The sequence below is a fragment of the Paenibacillus sp. 7516 genome (genome assembly GCF_002272715.1).
Taxonomy (GTDB): domain Bacteria; phylum Bacillota; class Bacilli; order Paenibacillales; family Paenibacillaceae; genus Paenibacillus; species Paenibacillus illinoisensis_A.
Genome location: NZ_NPBI01000040.1, coordinates 98,543 through 112,506, shown reverse-complemented (window position 1 = coordinate 112,506; position 13,964 = coordinate 98,543). Strand labels below are relative to the sequence as shown.

Below are 13,964 nucleotides of genomic sequence, written 5' to 3'. Positions count from 1 at the left end.
GTTACTCAACCTCTCCTTGTCCTCTATAGGGAAATAATGCTTCCGTCGCTTCCATGGGCAAACAGATGCTCATTCGTGTTCCGCCTCCCGGATTGGGATCTGCTCCAATCGTTCCTCCGTGAACTTCAACGATCCCTTTGCATATGGCCAGTCCCAGTCCTGTACCCGTCACATGACGAGAGGATTCCGACCGATAAAACTTCTCAAATATCCGCTCCTTGTCGGCATCGGGAATACCCACGCCATTGTCCGCTACCACAATGGTCAGCCTGGCATTTCTCTCATCCTTCGTAACAGAGAGGACAATCTCGCTATAGTCAGGAGAATATTTAATGGCATTGCTGACAACATTGATCAGTACCTGTTCCAGCAGTACTTCATCTCCACTGATAAATAACGGTTGATCCGGCAAATCCACACGAATGCTGCGATTCTTGCTGAATTCCCTTACTTGCATTAACACCACGCTGATCATGTCCCCGACGTCACACCATTTCCTGCGCAGCTGCAGCATACCGCTCTCCAGCTTCACCATGCCCAGCAAATTGGTCACCAGCCGGTTCATGCGCATGGCACCATCCCGAATATTGCCCGTCAACTCTTTCCGATCCTCCGGGGTAAATATGGCGTCATTCTCGATCAATCCTGTAGCGGATCCAATGATCGTCGTTAAGGGCGTCCGCAGTTCGTGGGACACAGAGTCCAGCAAAGCCGTACGAATGCGCTCTGATTCGGCAGTCATCTGTGCCACTCTTGCCTCCTCTGCCAGTTTGACGCGAGCAATTGCACTGGCTGCCAGCCCTCCACAGGCCTCCAGCAATTGCAGCTGTTCCCGCAACTCCTTAATATCGCTGGCCTCCATACAAACGGCAAGCACGCCGTGTATCTGATCTTCCGTACGCAAGGGAACGTATAGGCCGGAGGATTCCCGCAGGCTGGTAGTACCTCTCCCCGCAGTTTCGCCACTCCTGTACACCCACTTGGCAATCGCGATCTCTGATTCCTCTCCACCCCAGACTGCGGTTTCCTGGTCATCAGCAGATGCCGTTACTTTCAGCTCACCATGAGCATCAGGCAAATATACGGCAGCCTGGGTACCCAGTGTGTGTGATACTTGCTTGGCAATATGGTGGACCAGTGTATCCAGATCTGTAACTGCCGTCAGCTGGCGGCTAAGCGCATACAATGAATTGGTGGTGGCTTCCCGCTTTCTCACCATCTCCAGCTGCTGACGCAAGCGGCTGGAAAGTGTGGCTGTTAACAACGCTACGGCCAAATACACAATAAAGGAAAAAATATATCGCAAATCCGCAACGGTAAAACTGAGATGCGGAGGCACAAAAAAGAAGTCAAACATGATTACGCTAAGACTCGCTGCGTAGATTGCAGGGCCCAATCCCCAGTAAACGGCGCTCACCAAAATGGGAAACAGGTAAATGAGTGAGACGTTAACCAGATCACTACTCATGCCGATGACATGAAGCAGTGGGGTTAACAAGGTAATACCAATGGTTACCCATACATATTGGGGAATCCGGTGCAGCCGAGAAATCCCCTTCTCTTCTGTGTTTCGTTCAAGCACAGTACTGTTCACATCCCGCTTGGATCATAATCATAATCTGCAACTATTAATACATCCATATGTCTGGACAGCCGTACCAATCGATTGACCACCGATCCGGCACCACGATAGCTATTTAGCCACCAGAGCCTCTTCGCTTGACCAACCACCAGCTGCGTTGCTTTTTCCTCTGCTGCCTTGCTTGCCAAAATACTTGATACTTCCCTCAAATTTTCACTGTGATGAACATGAAATTCACCACCCAGCCTGACGGTTAGCTGTTCCAGGGCCTCCAGCTGATTCTTTACTTCGTCACTCATTGCCCTGCCTACATGTACATGATGTACATGCCATACGGCCTTCAACCGATATGCCGTGCGAAAACCACGGCGAATTAACCGCTCCGCATGTTTGTCACTGCTTACACAGACAAAGACTGCTTCCTGTCTTCGCCAAGGGCCCCGAAGCGCACTTTTCTGCTCCTTCGCTTCCAGCCGTTCATCCACATCATCGGCCAGTTCACGCAGAGCAAGTTCCCGCAATGCAATCAGATTGCCAATGCGGAAGAAATTCGCAAGTGCCTGCTCCACCTTGGCTGCTGCATAGATTTTACCTTCCCGCATGCGCTGCCGCAAGGCCTGAGGTGCAACATCGATTAACTGCACTTCATCTGCCATTTGCAGAATCTGATCCGGCACCGTCTCCCGGACCCGAATTCCCGTAATGTGCTCTACGGCATCGTTTAGGCTTTCCAGATGCTGTACGTTAACGGTCGTGATTACCGAGATACCTGCATCCAGCAGATGAAGCACGTCTTCGTAACGTTTTTTCCTTAAGCTTCCGGGTACATTGGTATGGGCCAGTTCATCCACCAACACAACTTCCGGGCAAAGACGGAGAATAGCCTCCGTATCCATTTCCTCCAATGCCACTCCCTGATATGTCCGACGATCCCGTGGAATGACAAGCAGCTGTCCGATCTGTTCCATGGTCTCGGCCCGATTGTGCGTCTCCAGCAAGCCGATTCGGACATCAATGCCTTTACGGAGCAGATCGTTGCCTTCCCGCAGCATCATATAGGTTTTGCCTACGCCCGGGGCTGCACCGATGTATACTTTGAATTTGCCTCGCTGAATCTGGCCGATCTGTTTCTTCACTTCTTGATCGCTTAATCTGCGATAGGTTGTGCTGCCGGTATCTGGCAATTTCGCGGGAAGTAATCGTTCTCCATCCAGTTCGGTTCGGTCTGCAAGCAGGAACAGATCTACCCCCTGCAGCTTGTGCAGGAGCGAGTTGATGACTGAACCTTGCCATAATTCCTGCCAGCGGGTATGACGTGAGTGTCCCATCACAATACGCGTAATCTGCTGCCTGGCAGCATAACGTGCCAAGGTGGATGGAATCCTGCGACGATGCGTCATAGGCAATTCCTCGAATGCTCCTCCGAATTTCTCCACCAGCTTGATCATGTTTCGGCGAAATACCGTGGCTTCCTTGGTCAATGTCTTCTTCTTGTCACGGAAAGTAACCACACATAAATCACCATTCAGTCTCTTCGCAATCTGCTGCCCTCTTCGAATATAAATGGATCCATTCCAGTGATATTGGGTCGATACCAGCACCCGTTCCATGATGCCTGTTGTCATGGTAATACCCATCTCTTCACGGTATTCGCGCAGGGATTCATTGACTCCTTCAGCAACGAGTTTCAGCGCCAGTTCCCGTAAAATGCCCAGGTTGCCTTGTCTAAACAAAGCCTCTCTCTCATAACCCTTCAAATGTCCTTCAGCAAGCCGGGTCAGAACCGTTTCCGGTGTCACATCGATCAGCTTCACTTCGTCAGCTAATTCAAGTGTCCCCGCAGGAACGGTATACTCTGCCGCAAACCCTGTGAGTTTACGGGCCAGTTCGGTATACCCTTCCAGCTCGTAGACGTTCACCGTTGTGATGACACTGATGTTGTGTTTCAGCAGATACTGAATATCCTCCAGCCTCGTAGCATGCAGAGCTCCCTCGCGATTTCTATGCGCCAGTCCATCAACGAGCACCACTTCCGGATTGCGCTCCAGCAGAGCATCTATATTGAGATCCTTCATCTCCATGCCATCTCTCTGACGGCACCAGTGAATACTTGGAATCCGTTCAAGCTCGCCGAGCTGTTCAACGGTTTCGGGTCTTTGCATGGTCGATACCGCGCAGATCACGACATCAATGCCTTGCTGGCGCAGCGTATTCCCTTCCCTTAACATATGATAGGTTTTGCCTGAACCGCTGACCGGACCGATATAGATGGTGAGCGTGCCCTGCTGCAGCTTCGTAATCATCTTCAGGATGTCCTCGGCTGATCTGCGCTTGAAGCTATCATGCATCCGTTGATGTCCCCTTTCCATTCCTATTATCTAAAATGGAGAAAGCCCCTTCCGAAATCCGAAAGAAGGCCAATGATAGATAAGGCAATCCATGTCGCTTTTGACTTGAGCTCAGATACATTCCTGCAAGCTAATTCAGCTCTGCTGTCAGCGCCAGATTCAGTGCAGTCACATTGACACGCGGCTCGCCGAATATGCCGAGCTGACGCCCTTGAACATGCGCTTCCACAAGTTCTAGGAGCTGCTGCTCACCAAGGCCCGTTGCCTGACTAATTCGGGGAATCTGTGCTTTTGCTGCTTCTGGCGAAAGGTCAGGATCCAGACCTGAGCCCGAACCAGTCACCAGATCGGCAGGAATCTGCTGCAGTGCCGGATTTTCCTGTCTAAGCTGCGCAATCTTATCTTTCATCTCACCAATATACTCCGCCGAGGCTACAGCCCGATTAGAGCCTGCCGACGCCGTCGGGTCATAACTCGCGTTGGATGCACGGGGTTGAAACATGGCTGGTGATTTTACTTCCTGTGCCAGCAGGGATGAACCGATCACTTTCCCGTTTTGAGTAATCAGGCTACCATTCGCTTCTGCTGGAAACAGCAGCTGTGCCGCAGCAGTCGTCACCATCGGATACACGATGCCGCAGATCAGCATAAGAACAACAGACAAGCGGATGGCAGGCAGTATGGTCTTCATATCAGTCACATCCTGAATTCGTTATTTGTCAATTTGAATCAATTTGTTACACTATCTCACTACGTGGTCAGAACAACCTTCCGATCGCTGTTATCCCCGAATTTTTTGAACTATTCTCCTAACGGAGAAAATCCGTGGATCGCTTAGGCTTCCGATGCAGCTTTCTTGCAGAAAGCTTTTAGGCGAACGCTTCGCTTCTCCAGATTTGTTCCGCCCTCTCCGTTTTTGTGTAAAAGGGAGTCCAATTTATATGGGTTGATGTCACACCAGATGAAGCCCCGAAAGAATCAGGTCAATCAGCTTAATCCCGATAAAGGGCACGATTACACCACCCACACCATAGATCAACACATTGCGTCCGAGCAGCCGCTCGGCAGACATGGCCCGGTACTTCACGCCCTTCATCGCAATCGGAATGAGCAGCGGGATGATGATTGCGTTGAAAATCAATGCCGATAGAATGGCCGATTGCGGTGAAGCCAGATTCATAATATTCAGCGATTGAAGCTGCGGCATGGCGATAATAAACATCGCCGGGATAATGGCAAAATATTTTGCAATATCATTCGATATCGAAAAGGTGGTCAGTGCGCCGCGTGTGATCAGCAGCTGCTTCCCAATGGAGACCACCGACAGCAGCTTGGTCGGGTCGGAATCCAGGTCAATCATGTTGGCCGCTTCCTTGGCCGCCATGGTACCCGAATTCATCGCCAGGCCCACATCGGCCTGCGCCAGGGCAGGCGCATCATTGGTACCGTCACCCGTCATGGCGACAAGTTTGCCTGCCTGCTGCTCTTTTTTGATCGCGGCGATCTTGTCTTCTGGCTTCGCTTCAGCAATAAAGTCATCCACGCCCGCCTCCAGCGCAATCGTGGCTGCCGTAAGTGGATTGTCGCCTGTACACATGATCGTTTTGATGCCCATGGACCGCATCTCGGCAAACTTCTCCTTCAGACCTGGCTTCACTGTATCCTTCAGATAGATTACACCGTAGATCCGGTCATCGATCGCAACGGCAAGGGGAGTGCCTCCGGCCTTGGCAATGCGATTGGCGATGTCATCCAGATCGGCAGGAATTCGTGCACCCCGGGAGGCAATATGATGCTTGATGGCATCTACTGCGCCCTTGCGAATCTGCATTCCGCTGCCAAGATTGAGACCCGACATACGGGTCTCGGCGGTAAACTCCACACTTTCCGCATCTGCATATTCCTGCTCCGGCCAGCGCTCTCCCTGCTTGCCTGCAAGCTCCACCACCGACCGTCCTTCCGGCGTCTCATCACGAACCGAAGCCTGCAGCGCTGCCCGGGTCATCTCCTGCACGGTCACACCCTGAACGGGAATGAACTCGGAGGCCATGCGATTTCCGTACGTAATCGTTCCGGTTTTGTCGAGAATCAGCGTATCAATATCCCCCGCCGCTTCCACCGCTTTCCCTGACATCGCAAGCACGTTGAACTGCGTGACCCGGTCCATTCCGGCAATCCCGATCGCGGACAGCAGGCCGCCTATTGTTGTAGGAATAAGGCAAACCAGCAAAGCGATCAGTGTCGCCAAATCAAGACGAATGCCCAGGTAACTCGCCATCGGAACCATCGTCAGAATGACGATCAGGAAAATCAGGGTCAATACGGCCAGCAGCGTGGTCAGCGCGATTTCGTTTGGTGTTTTCTGGCGCTGCGCACCTTCAACCAGAGAGATCATCCGGTCAAGGAAGGATTCTCCCGGATCGGTCTGTACCCGCATTACGATATAGTCGGAAGTAACTCGTGTACCTCCCGTTACAGAGGAAAAATCTCCGCCTGCTTCCTTGATGACCGGTGCCGATTCACCCGTGATGGCTGATTCGTCTATGGAGGCCAATCCTTCAATAATCTCGCCGTCCGTGGGGATCAGTTCTCCTGCTTCCACGCGGACAATATCTCCCTTTTTCAACTGAGTCGATGATACTTGCCGAATAGTCCCATCCTTTTGCATCAATTTGGCGGTCGTATCCGATTTCGTCTTGCGCAGGGTATCTGCCTGGGCTTTGCCCCGGCCTTCGGCGAGTGCTTCAGCAAAATTGGCAAACAACAGCGTGAACAACAGGATGAGGAACACCGCCATGTTGTACCCCCGTCCCGCTTCCGATACAGCAAAAAGATTCGGATCGATACATAAGAGCAGCGTGATGAACGTGCCAACTTCCACAATAAACATGACGGGATTTTTGATCATGACCATCGGATTCAGTTTCTTAAAGGCGTCCAGAGAGGCCTGCCGTACGATGTCCCCACTTAATCTCCTTTTGCTTGGACCTTGGTGGCGGGGATTCATCTCTTTTCCCCCACCCTTTCCGCTTGGTCTATGCGTTTCTTTGTCTGTTTCTGCGATTACTTGGTTACTTGTTCCTTCCACCATGTGTTCCTTCTTTCGCTCTATAGCACCCATTAATTTCGTGCACCTCCATGCTTAACGTCCTTGCTGCACTTCCCGTATTCCGTTTCATAGACTGTCTGCCCGTTACCGGAGCATCGCCAAATGCTCAGCGATCGGCCCAAGCGCCAGTGATGGGAAGAAGGTGAGCGCTCCGACCACCACAATCATCATCACCAGAATCCCTGCAAATAAAGGGGTATGAGTACGAAGTGTACCCGTTGTTACCGGAACTACTCGTTTCGTTGCCAGGGATCCTGCAATCGCGAGCATGGCAATCATGGAGATGTACCTTCCCAGGAGCATCACCACACCAATGGCGATATTGTAAAAGTCCGTATTGGCATTCAGTCCGGCAAAGGCGGACCCATTATTGGCAGCACCCGATGCAAAAGCATAAAGCACTTCGGTCAGGCCATGCATGCCTGAATTCGAAATCGAGGCAACCGCTTCGGGCCGCATAAGCGCCAGTGCAGTAGGAGCCAGAATAATCAAGGGATGAATCAGCAGCGCAATCGATGCGAGCTTTACTTCTTTCCCTTCAATTTTTTTGCCCAGAAATTCAGGTGTCCGTCCTACCATCAGTCCAGAGATAAACACGGCCAGAATGACGTACAGCAATCCGTTAAGCAGGCCTACCCCTTTACCGCCAAATACGTTATTGAGCATCATTTCAGCAAGTGCCACCATTCCGCCGAGCGGCGTGAGCGACTCATGCATATTGTTGACGGATCCCGTTGTCGCAGCTGTAGTCACTGCCGTGAATAACGCCGATTCGGCTATCCCAAACCTGACCTCTTTCCCCTCCATATTCCCTTGAATGCCGGCGGCATCCAGCGCAGGTACACCGCGGTACTCTGATACAAAAACAGTGGTGAGCATCACAAGAAACAGAAAGCTCATCGCTGCAAACAACGCCCAGCCTTGCTTCCGGTTGTTTACCATCAGCCCGAAGGCATACACCAGTGCAGTGGGCAGCAGCATCATGCAGACAATGTGGACCAGATTCGCCAGTGCCGTTGGATTCTCGAATGGATGAGCTGCATTGGTTCCAAACCAGCCGCCGCCATTCGTACCAATGTGTTTGATCGACTCGAGCGAAGCAACCAATCCACGGGTGATCGTCTGCTCTCCGCCTTCCAGCGTGGTCGCGTTCACCGCCCCTGCCAGCGTCTGTGGCACACCCTGAAAGACCAGGAATAAGGCCACAATGAAGCTCAGCGGCAAAAAGATTCTTGTAATCGACCGTACCAGGTCGACATAGAAGTTCCCCAGTTCATCCCTCCGGCCAACCAGTCCGCGGATGAACGCAATGGCTACAGCGAAGCCCGTTGCCGCCGATGTAAACATCGGGAACGTCACGGCCAGCATCTGTGACAGATACGACAGGGCATTCTCGCCCGTATAAGACTGCCAGTTGGTGTTGGTCATGAAGGATGCTGCTGTATTAAACGCCTGCGCTGCAGGCATATTGCTGATGCCATCCGGGTTGAGCGGCAGAAACTGCTGCAGCCGCAGCACCAGAAACATCAATATCAACATGACGAAGTTGGAAATGAGCACAGCAGAAAGGTACTTTTTCCAGCCCATCGACTCATTCTCCCGAACTCCCATTAATCGATAGAGCAGTCGTTCAGGTCCGCCAAAGATCCGGTCCAGTCCTGTCCGCTTGCCATCGAATACGTTGACCAGATAACTACCCACCGGTTTAACCAGCAGTATAATGATCAGCAGCGTGACCGCCACTTGTAATAAACCGCTACCCATATCCATAGTTCCTCCCTAATCTGCGATCCAAATGATTCAGAATTTCTCCGGCTTCACCAGCACATAGCCCAGATAGACCATCAGTGCCAGCACAATCACTCCTATAACGGTCATATGCACCTTCCCCTCTCTGGCTATAGCCCTAGGCTCTCTCGCAGAACTTAATGAAACCCCAGAACACCACGAACAGCAGCACAACCAATCCGATCATCGCAGCATCATTCACCATATGCCCTTCCTCCCTCTCACTACCGTTCTTTCAACCTGCTACGTGTAAAATCTTATACCTGAACGCTGTAAAAAGGGGGTAAAGAAATCCCTGCCAGGGTGTAAAAAAAACGTAAAAATAGACCCGTTCCTTCGCCATTGGCTGAAAGAAAACGGGTCTATCGGTAATTTGATCTTTATCCAAACGGATTCTGCGCCCATTGCAGCAGTCTCTTCTTCGTGATTTTGCCGTGCGATGTATGCTTGATGACCTGCCCTTGATCCAGGAGCAGCACCTGTGGTGATTCATGATGTACCTCTGTTTCCTCCGCAATTCGGCGGGAGAGCGAGCGATTCTCGATGACTTTGACAATATGATAGTCCATCTGCTGCTTGGGATCGGACGCATTGGAGCCAACAAATGCCATAAACTCGCGGTACGCTCTCGCGCTGATCGGGCAGGTGGTGCTGTGCTTCAGGATGAGTACAGGATGATCCTCCGAAGATTGAAGTGCCTCTTCCCAGTCTTCCTGTCTGCGGAGTTCACGGACATGTTCCTTCAACATATCTTCCGTTCCGGCAATCGCCCGTTTGTTTACCACTGATCCAATCACGACGCCAAGGGCCACGCCAAAAGCTATGCCGAGGGCGAGCTGATCCGTTGCCGTACCAATACTCACTCCAAGTGCTAGGCCTAATCCAAGCCATAGAGCTTGGGGGTTCACTTTTTTCTCCATGGTGATCATCCTTTCAGAGGATATGTATAATAAGGTTCTATAACAATTTTCAGTCCTGGATTCTCCTCAAATTATACCATAGGCATGCCTTGGGTCGACTTTTATAAAATGCATCTCCGGGTATATACTTGTGATACACTGATTGTAAATTGGAAACGATGAATGGAGAAACAATGGAAAGGCGGAATCACGAAATGACATATGCTTTTATGATAGAGCCCCAGCATTACATTCCCCTGGACAACGATGAGGAACTCATTGAAAAATGCCAGGAGTGGGGCCTGCTTTCGGGTAAAGCAACCAAACTCAAAACGTTCTACTATAAAGGAAACGGACTGAACACGCCCTGTACCATCATTGGTTATGTAGATCATATGGCAGCCGTCATCCAACTGGATAATGAACAGAAACACTGCATTCATCCCTCTTATCTGAAAGAGATGCAAGCGTCGAGCTACAATGTGAGACCCGTGACGGCAGCAGAAACAGATAAGGCGAATGAGCCATTGAACGGTTCCCGGACTGAGGACACAGCTCATGCTGTTACTGCTTCAGTCGACGTGGATACCATATCCGATTCGGACGGTATTCCATCTGATCTGAATGACATGGACATCGACATCGACACCGGTGAAAGCCATTCCGGACTAAAAGGCGATCCGGATGGACTCGTAGAGGAATATGTTGGCCCACAAGGCGGGACAAGCAGTGAAGCGAAACCGAAGGCGAAGACGGCAAGCAAGGCGAAATCGGTCAAGATTGACCTGCCTGAAGGCAAAGTGAAAATGACGGCAGTCGTGAAGGAATTTACAACGGTTCCAAACCATTTCTCCGACAATGATGATGAAGTTATCGTTTATGAAGGGGTGGCCATCACCGAGCCTGATCACGTTGAACTTGGTGAAGCCTGGTCCAGCCATAGTGCCACGATGAAGAAGCAGGAGCTTGAAGTCGGGGATGTCCTTACTTTTGAAGCAAAGATCATTAAGAAGAAGCTCACTCGAAATCCGGTGCCCTATAAGATCAACAATCCTTCCAAGATTCAAAAGCAAGTCTAAGCCAAAAAGACCTCCAGCCCGTGATGAACTCAGGCAGTGGGGGTCTTTGCTTTTTTATGAATAGAGCGAAGACAAATGGTTATGCTTGGCCAGGTGTACAGCTAATTTGGAACTGCACGCCATACTTGTCCGTAACCATGCCGTATGCCGGGCTCCAGAATGTCTCCTGGATTGGCATTTTCACCTCTCCGCCATCTTCGAGCTTGTTAAAAATGTGCTTGGCTTCATCTGCGGTATCCGTATTCACGGTAACACTGATGTTGTTACCAATGACATGAGGCATGCCCGGGAACGTATCCGACAGCATGAGCACAGAGCCCCCGATCTGCAGAGAAGCATGCATGATGCGATCCTTGGCTTCTGACGGAATCGGATGATCCGGACTTGATGGACCTTCACCAAATGTCTGAATGGCCAACACTTCTGCGTTAAAAACCTCTTTATAGAACGCGACTGCTTCCTTTCCGTTTCCATCCGTTACAAGATATACATTCAAACTAATTGCCATGCGTTCTTCATCTCCTTAAGCTCATGTTTTGATAACCATTCCTGCCGCTTGCGACATGAGTATATAGGACAGGTTGTCCTTTTGACAAGCAGGTATTTCCTTCTTTAAAGCAATACCCTTTCCGGTCGGATCTTATCCCCGGACTGTTCTGATATAATGGGTCAACACAGTCAATATTCCCGGTACAAACGTACAGATCATCAGCAGAATACATGAAGGACGAATCCGGTGAAACCCCTCAGCCCGTATAAACAAAAATAACCACCTCCCGAACTCATGTCGGTAAGATGGCTGATGTAAGGACTATATGGATTTGTTCTTCTTAACGATGTCGGCAATCTCGCTCTCCAGCAACAAATACCGATGCACGCTTCGCATAATGGGCACCTTGGTTAACTTATTTTTGTCTACGTACAGTTTCATTTGATCTTTCGATAAACCAAGCAACGTGCCTGCTTCAGAAACGGTCAATACAACCTCGGGGTTGGTGGCGTTAAATGTCTTCTTCACTTTCTGATTCCAGTCCTCAAATACCTGCATAGATCAGTGATCTCTCCTATCCATAGCCAGTATATTTCCAGGCTGAATAGATTAAGTATACCACACTTGTGATCCTCGTCACTTGATCCTTGCACAGAACCAATATATGTTAGCATATTGAGAGGACACTCGCAGGTCGGTCTGCACGAATACAATTCTGTAAAAGAGCCAAAAAAGCCACTTTAAAATAAAGTGGCCCGAAATATAAAACCGCATGATTGCCTTATGCTTCTTCCCAAAATCGGCGCAGGTTATCCATCGCAATTCGGGAGGCGGACTTGCACTCTTCCATGCCTTCGAATTCCACCGTGATGTTGCCATCGTAACCAAAATCCTTGATCAGCTTCACAATTTTCCGGATCGGGATATCTCCATGCCCCACAATGGCACCGCGCAGAAAATTGCCATGAGTTGTGGTGAACCAATCCCCACCACCCGGATGTTCATCATATGGACGGAAATAAAAGTCCTTGAAATGAACCAGGGAGGCGTATGGCAAGTTCTTCATGACACCGATTATCGGATGCTCATCCACACACATAAAGTTGCCAATGTCCAGCGTAGTTTTGAAATTGGGGCGGTCTACAGCCTGCAGCACTCGTTGCACACGATCGCTTGCCTGCACACTGAACCCATGGTTCTCAATCGTGGTTGTAATACCGAACTGTGCGGCATAGTCCGCGATAATCTGGCTCCCCCGAACCATAAGCGGCAGATGCTGCTCAAACCAGGCAATGGTCATGTTTTCTTTCGGCAAGGTAAAGGCCGTCACGTCATGACGCATATGTTTGACACCCATTCGGTGCACGACAACGACATGCCTTTTGACCCGGGCCATTTCTTCCTCAAAGGCCTCTTCCGTCTCCTGTACAAAATTGGCTGGCATCGAATAATTGGACAGCTCAATGCCTGCGGAAGCAGCACGCTCCCGAATCGCATCAGCCAGCTCCGGGTTATCTTCCACCGTGTAGCCGTACGGGACCATTTCCATATGCTCGCCGCCATTTGCCGCAATCCAGTCGATCACGTCCAGAACCGTCATCTCGCCCGACTTCAAATCGTTCAACAAGCTATACGTACTCAGGCCCACTTTCATCTTCTCAGCTCCCTAACGGTATTGTTTGATAAATTCAACCGCCTTGCGGATATCCTGTTCAGGCTGATCGCCGACTTCGCGCTCAATCGTCAGGTACCCTGTATAACCAATCTCCTGAAGGGCAGCGAAATAGCTGTTAAAATCCACTCCGCCTTCTCCGAGCGGCACCTCGCGGAAAAAGGTACCCGAGGATACCATTTCGGCGATTTTCTCATGATCCATAGGCGCATAGCCCACTGCACCGTATACATCCCTTGGGTCGACTTCCTTCAGGCGTACGCCATCCTTCACATGGGTATGTACGATGTAGTCCTTCAGCAGACGCACACCCTGAGCCGGGTCATCACCCGTCACCATCACCATGTTAGCCGGGTCAAAATTGACCGAAACCCCGTTCGTTGAGAGGGTATCCAAGAATCCTTTAAGATCAGCTGCCGTCTCCGGTCCTGTCTCAATTGCAAAGTACGCCCCTGCACTTTTGGCATACTGACCAAGCTCTTCGCATGCTGCGTGCAGCGTAGCGTATACCTCTGAGGCAGGGTCATGCGGGACAATGCCAATGTGGGTCGTCACAATATTGGTACCCAGATCAAGTGCCAGATCCACGATTCGCTTGGACTTCTCGACTTTCCATAGGTTATCTTCCTTCACCTGAAATCCGTGACCGCCCAGGTCGCCGACCAGGGCTGAAATTTCAAGACCCAGGGAATCAATATAGCTTTTTAGCTCCTTACGTGCCGCGGGAGACAGATTTTCCGGATCCATCTCTCCCTTGACCGCATAGATTTGCACCCCTTCAGCACCCACATCCTTGGCCTTTTTCAACCCTTCACGCACACCTACGCCGAAGCTATCCACGATTACACCGATCTTGTTCGTTAATGTCATGTCATGTCCTCCCGTGAATTGGTATTTTCAAAACAGGATACTGTCTGAGCCGATAATCAGATGATATGAACGTCAATGATAGAGAAGCGACTCTTGCTCGACTCTTCCTCATCATAACTAAAGTATG

At 50.5% G+C, this 13,964-nt stretch carries 12 protein-coding genes; 1 reads left to right on the top strand and 11 read right to left on the bottom strand.

The window, feature by feature from the left end; translation table 11 throughout:
* Position 1 precedes the first annotated feature (1 nt).
* The 7 genes from CHI14_RS27110 to ytxJ form a co-directional block, all read right to left on the bottom strand.
* Positions 2 to 1,594: an ATP-binding protein gene (locus tag CHI14_RS27110; protein ID WP_249281257.1), complete on the bottom strand. Its 1,593-nt coding sequence runs from the start codon at positions 1,592 to 1,594 to the stop codon at positions 2 to 4.
* Complete coding sequence (locus CHI14_RS27105; RefSeq protein ID WP_095293118.1) at positions 1,591 to 3,930, bottom strand: histidine kinase; 2,340 nt, start codon at positions 3,928 to 3,930, stop codon at positions 1,591 to 1,593. Before CHI14_RS27105 ends, CHI14_RS27110 begins: the two co-directional genes overlap by 4 nt.
* A gap of 130 nt (positions 3,931 to 4,060) precedes the next feature.
* Positions 4,061 to 4,621 (bottom strand): potassium-transporting ATPase subunit KdpC, encoded by a 561-nt coding sequence (kdpC, locus tag CHI14_RS27100; protein WP_095293117.1) that lies wholly within the window; start codon positions 4,619 to 4,621, stop codon positions 4,061 to 4,063.
* Between the two features lie 261 nt (positions 4,622 to 4,882).
* Positions 4,883 to 6,937 (bottom strand): potassium-transporting ATPase subunit KdpB, encoded by a 2,055-nt coding sequence (kdpB, locus tag CHI14_RS27095; protein ID WP_095293147.1) that lies wholly within the window; start codon positions 6,935 to 6,937, stop codon positions 4,883 to 4,885.
* 186 nt (positions 6,938 to 7,123) lie between these two features.
* Positions 7,124 to 8,803 (bottom strand): potassium-transporting ATPase subunit KdpA, encoded by a 1,680-nt coding sequence (kdpA, locus tag CHI14_RS27090; protein WP_095293116.1) that lies wholly within the window; start codon positions 8,801 to 8,803, stop codon positions 7,124 to 7,126.
* Positions 8,804 to 8,839: 36 nt separating this feature from the next.
* Positions 8,840 to 8,917, bottom strand: coding sequence for a K(+)-transporting ATPase subunit F (gene kdpF / locus CHI14_RS30865; protein WP_183526548.1), 78 nt, complete (start codon positions 8,915 to 8,917; stop codon positions 8,840 to 8,842).
* Positions 8,918 to 9,207: 290 nt separating this feature from the next.
* Complete coding sequence (ytxJ, locus tag CHI14_RS27080; RefSeq protein ID WP_249281256.1) at positions 9,208 to 9,747, bottom strand: bacillithiol system redox-active protein YtxJ; 540 nt, start codon at positions 9,745 to 9,747, stop codon at positions 9,208 to 9,210.
* Between the two features lie 209 nt (positions 9,748 to 9,956).
* Here ytxJ and CHI14_RS27075 point away from each other — a divergent pair, with 209 nt between their 5' ends.
* Entirely contained in the window at positions 9,957 to 10,805 is an 849-nt protein-coding gene (locus tag CHI14_RS27075) for a hypothetical protein (protein ID WP_481856458.1), read from the top strand.
* 79 nt (positions 10,806 to 10,884) lie between these two features.
* Here CHI14_RS27075 and CHI14_RS27070 read toward each other — a convergent pair whose 3' ends face one another.
* The 4 genes from CHI14_RS27070 to CHI14_RS27055 all read right to left on the bottom strand — a co-directional run bounded on the left by CHI14_RS27070 (position 10,885) and on the right by CHI14_RS27055 (position 13,837).
* Positions 10,885 to 11,313 carry a VOC family protein gene (locus CHI14_RS27070; protein ID WP_095293113.1) on the bottom strand — a complete coding sequence of 143 codons (429 nt, stop codon included), beginning with the start codon at positions 11,311 to 11,313 and terminating at the stop codon, positions 10,885 to 10,887.
* Between the two features lie 303 nt (positions 11,314 to 11,616).
* Positions 11,617 to 11,853, bottom strand: coding sequence for a DNA-binding protein (locus CHI14_RS27065; RefSeq protein WP_095293111.1), 237 nt, complete (start codon positions 11,851 to 11,853; stop codon positions 11,617 to 11,619).
* A gap of 223 nt (positions 11,854 to 12,076) precedes the next feature.
* Positions 12,077 to 12,949: a sugar phosphate isomerase/epimerase family protein gene (locus tag CHI14_RS27060; protein ID WP_095293109.1), complete on the bottom strand. Its 873-nt coding sequence runs from the start codon at positions 12,947 to 12,949 to the stop codon at positions 12,077 to 12,079.
* A gap of 12 nt (positions 12,950 to 12,961) precedes the next feature.
* A complete protein-coding gene (locus CHI14_RS27055; RefSeq protein ID WP_095293108.1) occupies positions 12,962 to 13,837 on the bottom strand; it encodes a sugar phosphate isomerase/epimerase family protein in 876 nt (291 codons plus the stop codon).
* Positions 13,838 to 13,964 lie beyond the last annotated feature (127 nt).

Excerpts from the sequence above, each read along its gene's own strand:
- CHI14_RS27105 (WP_095293118.1), bottom strand. The coding sequence starts at position 3,930 with ATGCATGATAGCTTCAAGCGCAGATCAGCCGAGGACATCCTGAAGATG.
- kdpC (WP_095293117.1), bottom strand. The coding sequence starts at position 4,621 with ATGAAGACCATACTGCCTGCCATCCGCTTGTCTGTTGTTCTTATGCTG.
- kdpB (WP_095293147.1), bottom strand. The coding sequence starts at position 6,937 with ATGAATCCCCGCCACCAAGGTCCAAGCAAAAGGAGATTAAGTGGGGAC.
- kdpA (WP_095293116.1), bottom strand. The coding sequence starts at position 8,803 with ATGGGTAGCGGTTTATTACAAGTGGCGGTCACGCTGCTGATCATTATA.
- kdpF (WP_183526548.1), bottom strand. The coding sequence starts at position 8,917 with ATGACCGTTATAGGAGTGATTGTGCTGGCACTGATGGTCTATCTGGGC.
- ytxJ (WP_249281256.1), bottom strand. The coding sequence starts at position 9,747 with ATGGAGAAAAAAGTGAACCCCCAAGCTCTATGGCTTGGATTAGGCCTA.
- CHI14_RS27075 (WP_481856458.1), top strand. The coding sequence starts at position 9,957 with ATGATAGAGCCCCAGCATTACATTCCCCTGGACAACGATGAGGAACTC.
- CHI14_RS27070 (WP_095293113.1), bottom strand. The coding sequence starts at position 11,313 with ATGGCAATTAGTTTGAATGTATATCTTGTAACGGATGGAAACGGAAAG.
- CHI14_RS27065 (WP_095293111.1), bottom strand. The coding sequence starts at position 11,853 with ATGCAGGTATTTGAGGACTGGAATCAGAAAGTGAAGAAGACATTTAAC.
- CHI14_RS27060 (WP_095293109.1), bottom strand. The coding sequence starts at position 12,949 with ATGAAAGTGGGCCTGAGTACGTATAGCTTGTTGAACGATTTGAAGTCG.
- CHI14_RS27055 (WP_095293108.1), bottom strand. The coding sequence starts at position 13,837 with ATGACATTAACGAACAAGATCGGTGTAATCGTGGATAGCTTCGGCGTA.